Source organism: Hymenobacter telluris, from assembly GCF_017313265.1.
Classification (GTDB): Bacteria; Bacteroidota; Bacteroidia; order Cytophagales; family Hymenobacteraceae; genus Hymenobacter; species Hymenobacter telluris.
Genome location: NZ_JAFLQZ010000003.1, coordinates 246,166 through 263,411, shown reverse-complemented (window position 1 = coordinate 263,411; position 17,246 = coordinate 246,166). Strand labels below are relative to the sequence as shown.

Below are 17,246 nucleotides of genomic sequence, written 5' to 3'. Positions count from 1 at the left end.
GCACGTATGACAAACCAGTTGCCTGCTACTCCGCAGCGTAGGTTACTTAGCCAGCCGTTTTTCCAGCAGCTTGATGAAGTAGGCGCCCACCACCGAGCGGGCCTGAAAGCCGACCTGCCGGGCATTGGTGGTTTCGTGCCAGTCGTTGAGGGGGACGCGGGAGGGCGTGTCGTTGGCAAATTGCCACACCGGCTGAATCAGGGCGCGGAAGTCGGCGTCGCGCTCGGCCAGCGTGGCCGTCCACACAATCCAGTCCGACTTGGTGTAAGTCTTGCGGCTGTCCAGCGGCAATCCGTAGCGCTGCTGGTGCTGGAGGTAAAAGGCCAGTTCCTGCTGGGCCACTTCTTTGGGGAATACGTTTAGCCCCAGCAGCTTATCCCACACCAGGTTGTACTTCTGGCTCCACGAGCCAGCGGGTTTATCGAAGGTGAGGGCATAATGGTCGCCGTCCTGGGCCATGGTTTGCCAGCGTTTGGCCAGGTCGCGGGCCAGGGTCAGGTACTCGGTGGCGGTGGCTTGGTCGCCGAGCTGCTGGGCAAGCTGGCCGTAGCTGGCAATGCCCATGATGGCCTTGACGGAGAGGTTGGTGTTGCGGGCAAGGTGGCCGGCAAAGTCGTCGGTGCTGAGTTGGCTGGTCGGGTCAAATCCGTCGCGCTTCAGAAAGCCCACCCACTTGGTAAGCGTAGGCCAATGCTGCCGCGCGAAGTCGGGCTTGCCATCCATCTTCACGACGGCAGCCGTCAGAATCAGCATGTTGCCGGCTTCTTCCACGGGCATATCTTCCCCGTAGGTCTGGCCGTTGGCCAGCGGGTAAGTACCGATATCGTGCGCCGGAAAGTCCTTTTTCCACCGTCCCGATTCACTGTAATCGAAGATGAAGCGTAGCAGGCCCTTGGCCAGCTCGTTGTTGTAGAGCAAAAACAGCGGTGCCGACGGGTACGTTATGTCTACGGTGCCAATGGAGCCGTTGCTGAAGTTCTCTTTGGACAGGAAAAACACTTCGCCCTTGGGCCCGGCTACAATCTTATGCGCCGCAATAGCCTGCCGATACGCCAGTTGGCAGAGGTCGGCGTACTGCTGGCCGCCGGCCGCCTGGGCATCAGTATAAAGCTGCTTATCGAAGGCGGTGCATTTCTGACGGAGACGGGCATAGTCGGCTTCGGCAGTCTGTAGGGTTTTGGGCATGGTGGTAGCGGGGTCGCGGCGCCACCAGCCCCGCAGGTTCTGCCCGAAATACTGCACCGAGTACAGGTCGTCGTAGCCCAATAGTACGTGCTGCTCGGTGGTTTGCGCGCCCACCCGGCCCAGGTCGAGTACAGCGGCTATTGCGGTGCGCTGTGCCTGCCCGGTAGTAGCTGTAGTAGTAGCCGCCAGCTTGCCCGACTGCACAAACGCGGTTTTCAGGGATACTGGCGCGCCAGTGCCCGTTTGGGCGGTTAGCGGGGCCGCCAAATACGCATAGCCCCAGTCGATGCGCACATTGTCGCCGGCCTGGCCCAGGATGCGTTGGTCTTTGGTGCCGATGTTCTGCCAGGCGAGAGTACTGCCGCGGCCGGCCTGGGTTGTTACCTGCTGGTAAGGCGTGTTGGCGGCGGCCGTACCCGCTTCCGTCAGTAGCACCTGCACGGCATGCGGCTGGCTGTTGCTGGAAGCGGCCCCGAACGTAACGTAGCTCACCGGCCGGGCCACGGTTTCCAGCTCGTCCAGCAGCAACGGCGAGAGGAAATTGACGGTCAGCTGAACGGCGCCGGCCGTGAAGGAATAGGTGGTTTGGGTGGCCGTAACCGTTACGGCTGTTTGCGTGGCGGTGGGCAGTAGTTGCTGCGGCAGCTCCTCGTACAGTCCGGCATCCAGATGCTCGCCCCCCTGGGGGCTGGTGCAGTGCATGGCCAGCAGGTTTTCGCCCGGCCGTAGCGCCTGCCGGGCCGCTTCCGGCACCGGGAAGTACTCGTACCGCCCGTTGTAGTTGGTGCGCTTGAGCAGCAGCACGCCGTTCAGGTACACTTCCACGTCGTCGTCGTGCCAGAGCATGAGTGAGAGTTTGCCCTTGGGCAGCGGCCCGGTTACCGTTACGGTGCGCCGCACCCATACGTCGCCGCCGGTCCAGGTGGTGCCGCGCAGGGTGGTGTTGTCGGTGAAGGGGGCTGGCCCGGTGGCCCAGCGTTGGGCGGCCGCAAACCCCGGTTTTTCCCAACCTTCCGCCGGCTTTTTAAACGTGTAGCGCGCGGTGTATGGCTGCTCCTGCACCGTGGGGATAATAGCGCGGTAGGTAGGTGCCGCTTTGCCCAGAAACTGGTAGGCTTTGCCATCCACCCGCACCACGCCTTCCAACGACTGCGGCTGCCCGGTCCAGTGGCGCGTGGGGGCCGCCGTGAGCGTATCGTTGAATGCCCAGAAACTGAAATAGGGGTCGTGGGTGATGAGCGGGTAAGCGGGCGGGCGGACCTGCTGCGCCTGCGTACTTGCTGCCACGAGCAGCACGACAGCTAGCCCCACAAGGGTACGCCGGCAGGAAGAGAGAAAAGGTAAGCGCATAGAGAAGGGTGGAAGCTGAATGGGGGAAAGGACAATAAGTGGGAATAGATGAAAAAACGAACTCAACAGTAAGAAACCGGAAGGGTATAAGGCAGACAATGCATAACACAAACGTTTTACTGCCTTCGCTTATGGATGCAGTACCTGCTATATAGAAGATGAGTTGAGTGTGAATATGATGAAGAATGCGTAAATTTTTTTCTTCGTAAACGTTTGTGTATTACTTTATTTCCATAATATTGAACACTCCGATGCTGAAACAGTGAGAGGATGCCTTTCATGAGGCAATAGTAGAAACGCAAAAAGGCTGTTCGGACAACCTGATTTTTCACTCAACTAGCAACTAAATGACGCAAACGTTTGCCTTCTTGTATTTCACAAACGATTGTGTGCAATAATTCTCGCTCAACTCAATGGATTGGCCGCTCATGACATAGTATGCAGACAAAATATGGGAGTTCCTCCGCTCCTAAAGAAAACCAGCAAACAACTTACAAAACCCACCAGAAATGAGAACAGATCTACGAATGCAAAGCAGATGGTTCGGAGTGCGGCGCACCTGGCTTCCAGCGGCCCTATGCGCTACTTTGAGCCTGGCCACCGAGGCCTCAGCTACAGCCTTTTCAGCTTCGGTCGAGTCCCTGACACCTGCCGCCGACGTGGTAGTGCGCGGGGTGGTTACCGACGATAAAGGGGAAGCCCTGCCCGGCGTGAACGTGGTAGTGAAGGGCACCACCCGCGGTACTACCACCGATGCCCAGGGCATGTTCAGCATCAGCGTACCGCAAGAGGGAGCCGTATTGGTATTCTCCTTTATTGGGTTCACTACGCAGGAAGCGACCGGCAGCTCTACCGCGCGAATGTCGGTGAAACTGAGCGCCGACGACAAGTCCCTGGACGAAGTGGTAGTAGTAGGCTACGGTACCCAATCGCGCGCTACCGTAACAGGGGCCGTAGGCAAAGTGGAAAGCACCGACCTGCTGCGTACACCCGCCGTAACGGCCACTAGTGCGCTGGTAGGGCGCATTCCGGGTATTACGGCCCGGCAGCCCGATGCGCGCCCCGGCAACGGCACTAACATCCAGATTCGTAATCTGGGCGACCCGCTTTACGTTATCGACGGCATCGTGTCGGACGTGGGGCAGTTCAATAACTTGGGCATCACCGACATCGACAACATCTCCATCCTGAAAGATGCCTCGGCGGCCATCTACGGGATGCGCGCAGCCAACGGGGTAGTGCTGGTTACCACCAAGCGGGGCCGCGCCGGCAGCAAGCCGGTTATCAACCTCAACGGCTACTACGGCGTTCAGAACTTCACGCAGTTCCCGAAGCCCGCCAATGCCTACCAGCACCAGCGCGGGCTGGTGGAAGCCGAGCAGAACCGGGCGCAGCTGGAGCGCCGGGCTCCCAACGCCGTATCAGACCCCGTAACGGGTATCCGGCTGACGGCAGAGGAGCTGGAAAAATGGCGTGTCGGTACCGAGCCGGGCTATAAGAGCTACGACTACCACGACATGGTATTCCGCAGCAACGTGCCACAATCCTTCGTAAACGCCAGCGTATCGGGTGGTACGGATAACGTGACGTACTACCTGTCGGGCAGCTACCTGTCGCAGCAGGCCCTGATGAAGGACTACCATTTCAAGCGCTACAACCTGCAGTCCAACATCGAGGCCAAAGTAACGCCGCGCCTGAAAGTGGGCACTCAAATCAGCACCCGCTACGAAGACCGGCACCAGGCTGGCGTACCAGGCCTCGACGACTACTTCAACCCGCTGCTAAGCGTGTTTTCGATGTGGCCTACGGAGGCGCCCTACGCCAACGACAACCCCCGCTACGTCAACCAGACCCACAATATTAACGTCAACCCGGCCACGTACGCCGAGGACATAACGGGCTACATTCAGGAAGATTGGCGCGCCGGTAAAATCAACCTGTTTTCGGAGTACAACTTTGATTTCGGCTTGACGGCCAGAGTTACGGGTTCCTATAACTACACCAACTTCAACTTCGACGGCTTCGAGTACACCTACAACGGGTACCGCTACGATAAGGCCACCGATACCTACAACATCGTGCAGGGTGGGGGCAACCAGAACCCCTGGCGCGAAACGCGGCGGCGCAACGTTATCGACCGGTTCGGGCAGGTACAATTGTCCTACAACAAGCAGCTCGGCGACCACGGCATTGCGGCGGTAGCAGCCTATGAGCGCTACGACACCGATAATCGCTACAACATTGTACACACGGTTCCGCCTAACAACTACATCCCACTGCAGTTTTTCGCCAACCAGGATTATCTGCTCGACGAACGGTTTGAGACGGCCCGGGCCGGCTACGTGGCCCGCGTAGGCTACAACTACAAGCAGAAATACATAGTGGATGTGCTGGGCCGCTACGACGGCTCCTGGCTGTTTGCGCCGGGTAGCCGCTACGGCTTCTTCCCAGCGGCCACAGCGGGCTGGCGCGTGAGCGAAGAACCCTTCCTGAAAAACAGCATCGGCAACACGCTCACCGAGCTGAAGCTGCGCGGCAGCTACGGCCGGACAGGCAGTGACCCAAGTGGCCTGAATGCCTACAGCTACTTGCAGGGCTATGATTTCAACAGCGGCAACGCCATCTTCAACGGCGTGTATACCAGTGGCGTCCGGCCGCGTGGCCTGCCTATTACCACACTCTCATGGGTACGCAACACCACTGCCAACATCGGTCTTGACTTTGGACTGTGGGGCGGGAAGGTGTCGGGCGCATTCGATATTTTCGAGCGCCGCCGCGACGGTCTGCCTGGTGCCCGCTACGACGTAGTGGTGCCCAACGAAGTAGGCTACGGCCTGCCCGCTGAAAACCTGAACTCGGATGCCACCCGGGGCTTGGAAGGAGTGCTGACCTATGCCAGCAACGCTGGGGGCCTAACCTACTCGGTGAGTGGACACGGTACGCTGGCCCGCCGCCGCGACATCCTCTTCTACAAGCAGCGCTTCGGTAACTCATGGGAAGAATACCGCGGCATATACACAGACCGTTGGGCTGATGTAGGCTGGGGCTATCAGGTAGTAGGTCAGTTCCAGTCGGAAGAACAGATTGGTGATTACCAGATTGACAACGACGGCCAGGGTAACCGCACCCAGTTGCCCGGCGACCTGATGTACAAAGACGTCAACGGCGACAAGGTTATCAACTACCTCGATGAGCGTCCCATTGGCTATCGGCAGGGGGGGACGCCGCTCGTGACTTACGGCTTGAATACCAGCCTGGGCTACAAAAACTTTACGCTCAACTTCGACATTGTAGGGGCGGGTATGCAAACCTACCAGCGGGAGTTTGAGTTGCTGATTCCGTTCCAGAACAACGGTACTTCGCCTAACTACACCTTCGAAGACCGGTGGCACCACGAAGACCCCTACAATGCCGACAGCCCCTGGATACCCGGTAAGTACCCGGCCATCCGCCGCGACAATGCCGGCCACGCCAACTTCAACCGGCGCAATGATTTCTGGATTCGCAACGTGAGCTACATCCGGCTGCGCAACGTGGAACTGGCCTACAACCTGCCCAAGCCTTGGCTAAGCAAGATTGGCGCCTCTGGCCTGCGGGTGTATGTAAACGCTACTAACCTGTTCGTCATCAGCTCTCTTGATGATATCGACATCGACCCGGAAGTGGCGTCCGGTAACGGGCTGGCGTATCCGCCGCAGCGCCTGGTTAACACCGGCTTCTCCATTTCTTTCTAAACGCCATCCACCCGCTTACTCATGAAATTCTCATTTAAAACCTTGGTGGTAGGGGCTGGTCTGCTAACGGGCCTCTCAGCTTGCGAAAAGGATTTTCTGGAACGCAATCCACCTAATATTATCGTTGACTCCCAGCTCTGGAACGACCCGGTGCTGATTACCGGGGTGCTGGCCAACTACTACGACCGGCTGCCCTCGCATACCCAGATTGACGGCGGTTGGGACCAGTACGCCGCTTACGATGAGGCCATGTGGTCGGGCAACGGCAACGGCCCCAACGACCAGTTCACCTTCGATGCCTTCCGGTGGAGCTACTGGGACTATGGCCTCGTGCGCGACATCAACCTTGCGCTGGAAAACATCGACAAGCTGAGTACCAGCCTTTCCAATGACCAGAAAACGCAGTTCAAGTCGGAGCTGCGGTTTCTGCGGGCCTATGTGTATTTCGAGCTGACTAAGCGTTACGGCGGCGTGCCGCTGGTAACCACCCAGCTGATTTACGACTTCAGCGGCGACACCACGCCGCTACAAGTGGCCCGCAGCAAGGAAAGTGACGCCTATGACTTCATTGCTAATGAGTTGGACGAAATAAAGGCCACGCTGGGTAACAACGGGAGCAACACGCGCGCCAACCGCTACACGGCTATGGCTCTCAAGAGCCGCGCTATGCTCTACGCCGGTTCCTTGGCCAAATACAATGCCCAGTCGGGCCTGAATATTCAGACGGCGGGCGGTGAGGTAGGTATTCCGGCCAGCCGGGCTGCGTCCTACTACCAGAAGGCCTTAGACGCGGCCAAAGAAGTAATGACCGGGCCTTACTCGCTGTACCGGGTAAATCCGAACCTGGGGGAGAATTTCTTCGAGGCGCTGACCAAGAAAACCAACAACCCCGAGGTAATTATGGCCAAAGACTTCCTGACCGCCAAAGACCGTCGGCACTACTTCAGCTACGACAACATCCCGCGTGGTATCCGTGAGGACAACCTCGGGTCGTCGGCCCTGTCCCCGATCCTGAATCTGGTGGAGGCGTACGAAAACTACAACGGTACGCCCAGCCAGATTGCCACCCGCAACGCCACGGACACCGACTACATTTATTACAACACCCTGAATGAGCCCTTCGCAGGGAAGGATGCCCGCTTGTACGGTACCATCATCTACCCCGGCACCACCTTCAAAGGGCAGGAAGTGCAGCTACAGGCGGGAGTAAAAGTCTGGAACTCGGCAAACAACGCGTACCAGACGATTGAGGGAGGCTTGGGTAGCGTGTATGGCGGAACGCCTTTCCCCAATGGTGACAATGGATTGCTAACTGGCACCTCGGGGCCAATAGCCAACCAGCCCGAAGTATCAAACAGCGGCTTCTACATCCGCAAGTACCTCGATCCAGCGGGTGGATCCAGCACCCGGGGTATCCGTAGCGACATTTGGTGGGTACGTTTCCGATTGGGCGAAGTATTGCTCAATGCCAGTGAAGCAGCCTTCGAGCTGGGCAATACCACCGAGGCGCTAACCTATGTGAACCGGGTGCGGGAGCGGGCGGGCTTCCCGGCCAACAGCCTCACCACCCTCACGCTGGCGCGCCTGCAAAATGAGCGCCGCGTGGAGCTGGCTTTTGAAGACCACCGGGTATGGGACGTGAAACGCTGGCGCATTGCGCACCAGATTTGGGATGGTAATGCCAACAACTACAACGCTGTAGCTTATGTGCTCTACCCATATCGGGTAGTGCGCCCCGGTAGCCCCCAAAACGGCAAGTACGTGTTCGACCGGAAAGTGGCACCGCGTTTCCGGACCCCGCGCAACTTCCGGCTGCTTAACTACTACACCTTCATCGGGAATGGTATCCTCAACAACAACCCCAAGATTGTTCGCAATCCTTTCGAATAGCCTTCCACTCATGAAACAACTACTAACTCTTCTGGCTGGTCTGTTCCTTTTGGCAGGCTGCGAAACAGACAACTTCGATCCGCCAAAGTCGCAGCTGACCGGCCGGGTAATCTATCAGGATGAAGCCGTGGGCGTGCGCACGCAAGGTGTGCAGCTGGAACTGTGGCAGCGGGGCTACGCCTTCTTCAACAAGATTCCGCTGAATGTGGCCCAGGATGGCAGCTTCTCGGCTTCGCTGTTTGATGGCACCTACAAGCTGACGCGCCTGCGCGACAATGGCCCCTGGATGAACAACACGGATAGTATCACGGTGGAGGTGCGCGGCAACACTATTGTGGATGTGCCGGTGCAGCCCTACTATGTAGTGCGCAACGTTACGTTCAACAAATCGGGCAATGTTATAACGGCCAGCTGCCAAGTGAGCCAGGCCACGGCCGGCCGCAATATCGAATCGGTGACGCTATTCGTGAATACCACGCAGTTCGTAGATACCAACAACAGCCTTGTGGGTCAGCAAGCTAAAACCGGTGCAGCGTTGGGCAACCTGAGCCAGCCACTTAGCTTCTCTTATACGCTGCCCTCTAACGTGCGTAGTGTATGCTATGTGCGTATTGGAGTGCGGACGCAGGGCGTGGGTGAACTGTATTACTCACCGGTGCAGAAAATAGTACTCTAACTAGCACTCAGCATTCAGCAAAACAGGCGGCCAGTGGCCGCCTGTTTTTGTTTGTGGGGTATTGAAATACGTGGCAGCAAACGGGCTCTATACTGACCGTACCTGTCCGTTGCCGCGAACCAGCCACTTGTAGCTGGTAAGCTCCTCCAGGCCCATGGGGCCGCGGGCGTGCAGCTTCTGGGTGCTGATGCCAATTTCGGCACCTAGGCCAAACTGGCCGCCGTCGGTGAAGGCGGTGGAGGTGTTGGCGTACACAGCGGCGGCATCCACACTGTTCAGGAACTGCTCGATATGGGCGGCGTTTTCGGAAATAATGGCTTCGCTGTGTTTGGAGCTGTGGGCGGCAATATGGGCCAGGGCTTCATCGAGGCCGGCCACGGTTTTGATGGCCATTTTCAGCGACAAAAACTCGGTGCCGAAGTGCTCGGGCTCGGCGGGTTGTAGCAACTGGCTGGGGTAAAGTCCACGCAGGGCGGCATAGGCGGGCTCGTCGGCGTAGAGAGTGACGCCGGCTTGCGCCAGAGGCGCGGCCAAGGCAGGCAGGTCAATCAGGCGGGCTTCGTGGAGCAGCAGGCAGTCCAGGGAGTTGCAGACACTCACGCGCCGGGTTTTGGCATTGGCCACAATGGCGCGGCCTTTGGCCAGGTCGGCGGTTTCGTCGAAGTAGGTGTGCACAATGCCCGCGCCGGTTTCAATGACGGGTACTTTGGCATGCTTGCGCACATAGTCAATCAGGCCCTGGCTGCCCCGTGGAATTAGCACATCAACATATCCTACAGCCTGAAGCAGGGCTTCGGTGGCTTGGCGGTCGGGGGGGAGCAGGGTGGCGCAGTGGGGCAGCAGGTCGTGGCGGCATAGCACCTCGTGAATAACGGAAATGATGGCCTCGTTGGAAGAGCTGGCATCGGAGCCGCCTTTCAGCAGGCAGGCGTTGCCGGTTTTCAGGCACAGCGCCACCACGTCGAAGGTCACGTTGGGGCGGGCCTCGTAGATGATGCCTACCACGCCGAGCGGCACCCGCAGTTTGGAAATGTGCAAGCCGTTGGGCATCTCCTTTTCCAGCAGCACCGTGCCCAGCGGCGAGGGCAAAGCCGCTATGCTTTCCATGTCTCGGGCAATACCTTCCAAACGAGCAGTCGTGAGTTGCAGCCGGTCGTAGTTGGGGTTGTCGGGCGCCATGCGGGCCAGGTCTTTCGCGTTTTCGCTGAGCAAAAACGGCGTTTTGGCAAGGATGGCGCCGGCTAAATCGAGCAGAAGCGCATTCACCTTGGCCGGCGCGAGCAGGCCGAGGGTGCGGCTGGCTACCTGGGTGGCTTGGAAGCTGGCTTGTAAATCCATGGCGAGAAAATGTGGAAGAAGCTGCAATAGCGAGGTTAGTAATCTAGATAATAACCAGAACGTCATGCTGAGCTTGCCGAAGCATCTCGCGTGCTGATGTTGGGTTACTAATCTGGCGTCAGCACGCAAGATGCTTCGGCAAGCTCAGCATGACGGCCTTTTATCGATTGTTTCATCCATACCCTAGCTGATTGCGGTGCTCAGGAACAGATAATCGTAGTGTACGAGGGGTTTCTGGTGTTGCAGGCCGAGGCGCTCCAGGGCTTTGTCGGCGCCGTATTCCGCAACACCCAGGCCGATGGTTTTGCCGGCTTCGTCGAGCAGCTTGATGATGTCGCCTTTCTGGAACGTGCCCACGATGCCCAGCACCCCCACGGGCAGCAGGCTAACGGCTTTGCCGGGCGTGGTGAGGGCGGCTTTGGCGCCGGCATTAAGCTGCACCGCGCCTTTGGCCGCCGGTTCGGCGTGGGCCAGCCACTTCTTTTTGCGCGACGCGGTGCGGTTGGCTACAAACCGGGTGCTGACCACGTTTTCGCTCAGAATGCGCGGCAGGATGTTTTCGGTTTTGCCGTTGGCAATGTGTACGGCAATGCCCAATTGCGCCACCTTATGGGCCATGTGGCACTTGGTAATCATGCCGCCGCGCCCAAACTGGGAGCGTTGGGTGGTTACGAAGCTGGAGAAACTGGTGGTGCCGGGCTCGATGACGGGAATCAGCTGGGCACCGGGCGCTTTCGGGTCACCGTCGTAGATGCCGTCCACGTTGCTGAGGATGAGGAGCGCGTCGGCATCCAGCATGGAGGCTACCAGGCCGGCTAGCTCGTCGTTGTCGGTGAACATCAGCTCGGTCACGGAAATGACGTCATTCTCGTTGACCACCGGGATGATGTTGTTCTGGAGCAGCGCCTGAAAGCAGTTTTGCATGTTCAGGTAATGCTGCCGGTCGCGGAAGTCTTCTTTGGTTACGAGCACCTGCGCGCACACCAGTTCGTGCTGCCCGAACAGCGCGGCGTAGGTGGCCAGTAGTTTCACCTGGCCCACGGCGGCCAGCAGCTGGCGGTTGCTCACGGCATCGGCTTTGTCGGACACCTGCACCAGGCTCCGCCCCGCCGCCACCGCCCCCGATGACACCACAATTACCTCCTTGCCCACTTTTTTGAGCGCGGCAATCTGGTCGACCAAGTGCTGAATGCGGGCTTGGTCGGGGAGGCCGTTTTCCTGGGTGAGGACGTTGGAACCGATTTTAACGATGATTCTCTGGTAAGGAAGCGCCATATTACAGGAGGTTTCTGCGCTGTTAAGGTAGGCACAGAATGCAACGACTGCCTGCAAGATGTCCGTGTTACCTGCTTATGTGCTGTTTTAGAAGCTTAGCCTGGGGCCTGTTGCTTACTGCGTTCGGGGCCGGTGCCTGCGAGCAAACCGGCTCGTCTCGGAGCGCCACTACTCCCGTTGTTTCCTCCCATACTCGTTCTGCCATGAAAGCCGATGCCAAGCAGTTGCACGCCGATGTCGAGTTCCTGACCACGCTGCAACCCGCCCGCCACTACCGCAACCTCAAGTCGCTCAACCAAGCCGCCGATTACATAAAAGGTGCTTTCGAGAAGCTGGAAAACGGCCATGTAGAAGAACAGACTTTCAAGGCCGACGGGCGGCAGTACCGCAACATCATCGTGTGGTTTGGGCCGCCTGATGCGCCGCGCCTGGTGGTAGGGGCGCACTACGACGTGTGCGGCGACCAGCCCGGCGCCGACGACAATGCCAGCGCGGTAGCCGGGCTGCTGGAAACGGCCCGCCTGCTGCAACAACACGGCTCCAACCCGAAATACCGGGTGGAACTGGTGGCGTACCCCAACGAGGAGCCGCCGTATTTCGCCACCGAGCACATGGGCAGCGCCGTGCACGCCAAGTCCTTGCACGATGCCAAGGTGCCCGTGCGGGCCATGCTGTGCTACGAAATGATTGGCTACTTCCGCGACGAGCCCGGTTCCCAACGCTTCCCGAACGAGCAGCTGGCGGCGCTCTACCCCAATACCGGCAACTTCATTATAGCCGTGGGCCGCACCGGGCAGGAGCGCTTCACCCAGCAGGTGCAGGAACTGATGCAAACCAAGGCCGATATTGACGTGCAGCGCATCAATCTGCCCGCCGAAATGGGCCTGGCCGGCTTATCCGACCACCGCAACTACTGGCGCTACGGCTACGAAGCCCTGATGATCAACGACACGTCGTTCCTGCGCAACCCCAACTACCACCTCCCCTCCGATACCATCGACACGCTGGATTTCAAGCGCATGGCCGAGGTAGTGAATGGCGTGTACGCGGCCATCTTGGGGCTGTAGGGCCTCACCCCCCGGCCCCCTCTCCACGGGAGAGGGGGCCGGGGGGTGAGGCCCTACAGCCCCCTCTCCACGGGAGAGGGGGCCGGGGGGTGAGGCCACTACTCCAAGTGTTCTTCCGATTCGTTGGCTGTTGTTGCGGTAGCAAAACGACCTTTGAAGCGGGCGTACAGCGCATTTACGGCCAGTAAGAGCAGCCCCATCAGGATGAAGACAATGGCGCGGGTGATGGTGCCGCTCTGCTTCAGATCATAAAGACCCAGTCGGGCTAAGCACGCTACCAGACCCACCAGTGACGCATAGCGCAAATCTTGGCGGCGCAGCATCAGGCTACTGATAAAGGCGGCCATTACTTCCAGCATCAGCAGTACGGTCAGCACCGAGTGGTCGAAGGACTGCACCAGCAGCACCATGAGCGCCACGAATGAGGGGTAGAGCAACGTGGGGACAAGCACCGGCAAAGAGAGTTGGCCGAGGCCAGCCAGCGGAGCCAGCCACGCCGGCCAGTAGGCTTCGGCGGGGGCTAGCGGCGGCTTATTGAAAGCTACGGCGGCATACACGAACAGCAACCCTACGGTGGCGGCGGTGGCCAGCCAGCGGGCCGTCAGGAGCTGGCCCGGCTCGATATATACCAGGGCCACGTAGCTGCTCCACACCACCGCCGCGCCGAAGAAGAACACCCCGTACACTTGCAGCCGCCGCAGCCGGTACGGCAGGTATTGGCCGCCTACAGTGAGTACCAAGGCCGTGGCTATCCAGAGTACGGATTGCCAATCCGTGGCTACTTCCCACCACAGGGTGAAGGCCGAGAAAAGCAGCGTTAGCTCTGGCAAAATGGGTTGTAGGTACTGCGTGGAACGATACAGCGGTTCGGTAGTGGGGCGGCGCTGCCCTGCAAAGCCTGCCAGCGCCAGCACCAGAGCCGCCGCCGTAAACCGCCGGGCAGGCAAGCCCAGCAGCAACTCGGTAGGATGAGCTGCTAGCAAGTCGAGGTGGCCGAACAGTGCCAGCGCCAGCAAGGCGTAGGTGATGTGCAGCAGAAACCGGTCGGGGTGACCGTGGCGCGCCAAGGCTTCGGCGGTGGTCAGGCGCTGGCGTACTGTACGAGCGGTGGTAGCAGCCACAACGGCCAGCAGTATCCAGAGCAGTACGGGTATGGCTTCGAGGCGCGGTGCAAACGCCACCCAAACGGCTAGTATAGCGTGCAAACCCAGCAGATACAGCCACGGCCAGCGCACATGCTGCTGCTGGCCTTCCCACCACGAGCAAAACAGCCCCGCCCCCGACAGCAGCAACAGTGGCAGCAAGTACACCAGCATTGCCACCGGCCGGAACGAAGTGCCAATTGGAAGGACGTGGCTCCATTGCAGGCCGTGGTAACCTATACTCAGCAGCAGTATTCCCAGCCACAACCCCGGCACGGTTACGTGTTTGCGGAGCAGCAACAGAGTAGCCCCTAGTCCGGCCAATGCCCAACCCGCCCAGGTATGCTCGTACACCAGGCCGCCCGCGGCCAGCAACAGCAGGCCTGCTACTGTGCCCAGCACCCGCAGCCGGTACAAGGGGTTGTAGGAGAGCGGCACGGCATCGAGCACCGGCGCCTGCCAGCGGTGCAGCAACCCTTGGGCGCCCACTGTAGCCAGCGCAGCGCCCGTTAGCAGCAAGGCACGCAGCGCGTCAGGCAGTAAGCCCGAACTAGTACGATACACCAGCGGCATCAAACCCGCCGCCAGCACTACTGCGCTATAAAACAGCACCCGGTACACCAGCCACTCTTGGCAACGGGCCAGCAGGAGCGTGAGGGCCAGGGTTTCGAGGTAGAGCAACGTGAGCGTGGCGGGCCAGGAGAGGCCAGCTTCGTGCAAACCCAGCAGGGCTATGGCCAACAAAACTTGCCCCAGCAGCAAATGCAACGGCCGGAACCAGCCGGGGCTGCCGCGCATCCACCAGGCCAGCCCAAACAGGCCGCCCGCCGTGGCCGCTGCGCCCCCAACCAGGGCCATTACCGGGGGCATATCGATGTCAAACAGGGCTTGCGTAAACAACAGCGCCGCCCCTAAGTAAAACACGCCGGTTATCACCCGTAGGCCGGTGAGTAGGCTCCGGTCGTTGGGCTCAAACAGCAATGAAGCCAGCTGCGGCAGACGACTCACCAAGTGCAGGGCAACGGAGCTGCCGAAGGCAGGCAGCAACAGTAGCAGGATGTTGCGGTGCAGCTCGGGGCCGGTGAGGCGTAGTGCCAGCGTGGTAGTGGCCAGCAGCAGCCAGCCCCCGCTAAGTACCGCCGTTACGAGCAGCGTACGATAGGTGGGTAGCTCGTTGCTGCAACCTAAAACACCGGCTAGCAGCAGGCTTTCCAGATACAGCACCATAGCCACGGCCGGCCATACCAGCCCCAGTTTGTGCAGCCCCAGAATAGCCACGAGTAGCAATGCCTGGCCACACAGCAAGTGCATGGTGCGAAACCACCCTTTGGCGGAACGCAGCCACCAGGCCACTCCGAAAACAGCTCCGGCTGCTGCTACCGTACCGCCTAGCAGCCCGGCTACCGGTGGCCTCGAAACCCCGAATAGTGCCTGCATCAGCAGCGCCGCGCCGCCCAAATACAACGCCCCAACCAAGCCCCCGAAGCCTCGGTAGAGCTCTTGGCCGCTGGTATCATCGGGGTGGCCGAGTAGCCCTTGGCGTTCTACCAAGCGGTAGTAGCCGGCCCCCAACCAGCCGGCCAGCAGCAGCAAAAAGGCGTTGCGGTGTAGCTCAGTGGGCGTGTAATTCGTGATTTGCGAAATGTTCAGAACCAGCAGGCCCACGCCAGCCAGCAGTGCCCCGGCCGAAGCCACCTGAAACACGACGGTTTCCCGCTCCCGGGCCATAATGAAAGCCACCAGCAGCGTTTCGAGCAGCATAAACAGCAATACCAACGTGCCCGTAGCGTGCCAGCCCTGCAAAGAGAAGGCCGTGAACAAGCCCAGCATCAAGGAAATAATGCTGTCGGTGCGGAACAGCCACCGAATGCCCAACTGCCGCGCCTGCCGGGCCACCCAGAACGTGAGCAAGGCACCAAGGCCCAGCGGTATGGTTTTCCAAGGCGAGCCGGTGCTGTACTGGTACAGGTTGATGCCCAGGCAGGTCCAGTTGAGGAGGTGAGCCGCAAACAGCAGCGCATCAAACCGCACGCTGGCGTACACCTTCCGGTATTGCACCACGGCCGCGGCCACCCCCACCAGCAGCACCAGCGCCATAGCACCCAGCCGCACAAAATTTGCCGGCGGCGCCAGGGCTACCAGGGAGTAGTGCCAGTACTGATGGAAAACGAAAAAGCTGACGATGCTCAGCAAGAGCTGGTATTTCCAGCGCTGGCGGTAGGTAATGGCAATACTGAACGCCGTAACGCCCGCCGCTGCGGCCAACGTCAGCAAATCGTGCGGCAGCACGGCCAGGGCCACCAAGCTCAATACGCCGTGCAGCGTGGCTACGGCCTCACGGCTGGCGTCCCAGGCCAGCCATAGGTTGGCGGCCACCCCAGCCAGGAGCAGCAGGTAGCTAAACGGGGCTTCCACCCATTGCAACCCCGGCACACGTACGGCCCCCACGCAGGCAAACAGAAACACCGCCGCCGCGCTGCTTTGCAGCCACACGTGCAGCTGTGCCGCAAAAGGCTTGGGCTTCAGGTAATAATGTAGCCCCAGTAACGCTGCGGCAAAGGCGGTAATCATCCCGAAGCGTACCGGCGCGCTAACCCGCAGCGCTGTGTACACGCCCAGAAACCCGATACCCGTCACGAGTACTACCGCCCCCAGAATACCCGTCCAGTTATCGAGAAAGAGCTGTTCCACCCGGTCCCACCACGTAGGGCCTGCCGGGGCGGCAGGCACAGGAGCAGGAATGTGCCGTGGCGCTTGGCGCTGGGCAATGGCCGGGGCCGGCAGTGGCCGCGGCGCTGGCGCCGGAGCAGCTTTAGGAGCAGCCGGAGTTGGTGCTTCGGCGGGGGCAGGAGAGGAGGGCGGGGTAGGGGCCTCTGTGGTGAGTGGCGCTATTGGCGGCGCGGGTACCGGAGCGGGCTCCGGAGTTGGAGCTGGGGCTACGGGAGCGGTGGGTGCTATTGTGGGCGTTTCCAGAACGGGCGGGGCAGGAGCGGGCGGAGCAACCGGCTGCGAAGAGGCGGGCACCTCCGACCGATACCACTCCAGCGCGGGAGGAGGAGCGGCTACCACGGGCGGCGGCGGAGCCACTGGCGCGGGCGCTTCCGCTGGTTGCAGCGGTTCGGGGTGGGTGGTTGCCTTGAGTTGGTGCAGCTCCTGGCGTAGGCGTTCTACGGTTAAGGAGAGGGCCAGGTGCTCGTCCTCGCGCTTTTGCAGGCGCTGGCTCAGCTCCCGCACGTGTTTGGTAAAGGCCTGATACAGCAAACCGCCAACAATAGCGGCCAGCATCAGCAGGGTAGTTTCCATACCGGTAATGGTTAAGAATAAAACACAAAGTGGCCGCCGTCAAGCGGCCGATAATGGCGCAGGGCGGGCGCGGCGGGTAGCATAAGAGCGGCGACCAACACCCTGCAATAGCATAGGGACCGGAACTTACAGATTGTTATTTAAATACAGCGCAAGTGAATGACAAAATTTTACACAAAATATACGAACGTGGCTTTTCTACCCCCCCAAACACCATGGCAGCAAACACTTACCAATCAGGTAGACCGAGTGACTATAGCAACGGAATAGGACGTGTTGCTCCGGG

General features: G+C 59.9%; 8 protein-coding genes. 4 read left to right on the top strand and 4 right to left on the bottom strand.

All coding sequences use genetic code 11. The annotated features are described in order from the left end of the window. Positions 1-42: 42 nt before the first annotated feature. A complete protein-coding gene (locus J0X19_RS06010; RefSeq protein ID WP_206982570.1) occupies positions 43-2,535 on the bottom strand; it encodes a glutaminase family protein in 2,493 nt (830 codons plus the stop codon). 587 nt (positions 2,536-3,122) lie between these two features. Between J0X19_RS06010 and J0X19_RS06005 the strand changes: the two genes are divergently transcribed. The 3 genes from J0X19_RS06005 to J0X19_RS05995 are packed head-to-tail and all read left to right on the top strand — an operon-like array spanning position 3,123 to position 8,835. After that, positions 3,123-6,269 carry a SusC/RagA family TonB-linked outer membrane protein gene (locus tag J0X19_RS06005; RefSeq protein WP_242582117.1) on the top strand — a complete coding sequence of 1,049 codons (3,147 nt, stop codon included), beginning with the start codon at positions 3,123-3,125 and terminating at the stop codon, positions 6,267-6,269. Positions 6,270-6,290: 21 nt separating this feature from the next. After that, positions 6,291-8,159, top strand: a complete 1,869-nt coding sequence (locus tag J0X19_RS06000) for a RagB/SusD family nutrient uptake outer membrane protein (protein ID WP_206982566.1) — start codon at positions 6,291-6,293, stop codon at positions 8,157-8,159. Positions 8,160-8,169: 10 nt separating this feature from the next. After that, entirely contained in the window at positions 8,170-8,835 is a 666-nt protein-coding gene (locus J0X19_RS05995; RefSeq protein WP_206982565.1) for a DUF3823 domain-containing protein, read from the top strand. Between the two features lie 87 nt (positions 8,836-8,922). On the opposite strand, the gene J0X19_RS05990 is transcribed toward J0X19_RS05995, so the two are convergent. Both J0X19_RS05990 and proB read right to left on the bottom strand, forming a co-directional pair. Continuing rightward, positions 8,923-10,173, bottom strand: a complete 1,251-nt coding sequence (locus J0X19_RS05990) for a glutamate-5-semialdehyde dehydrogenase (protein ID WP_206982563.1) — start codon at positions 10,171-10,173, stop codon at positions 8,923-8,925. A gap of 183 nt (positions 10,174-10,356) precedes the next feature. Beyond that, positions 10,357-11,448, bottom strand: coding sequence for a glutamate 5-kinase (proB, locus tag J0X19_RS05985; protein WP_206982562.1), 1,092 nt, complete (start codon positions 11,446-11,448; stop codon positions 10,357-10,359). 110 nt (positions 11,449-11,558) lie between these two features. Between proB and J0X19_RS05980 the strand changes: the two genes are divergently transcribed. Then, complete coding sequence (locus tag J0X19_RS05980) at positions 11,559-12,515, top strand: M28 family peptidase (RefSeq protein WP_242582114.1); 957 nt, start codon at positions 11,559-11,561, stop codon at positions 12,513-12,515. Positions 12,516-12,613: 98 nt separating this feature from the next. On the opposite strand, the gene J0X19_RS05975 is transcribed toward J0X19_RS05980, so the two are convergent. Next, the gene (locus J0X19_RS05975; RefSeq protein WP_206982561.1) at positions 12,614-16,960 is read right to left on the bottom strand and encodes a DUF2339 domain-containing protein; all 4,347 of its coding nucleotides are present in this window, start codon (positions 16,958-16,960) and stop codon (positions 12,614-12,616) included. Between the last annotated feature and the right edge of the window lie 286 nt (positions 16,961-17,246).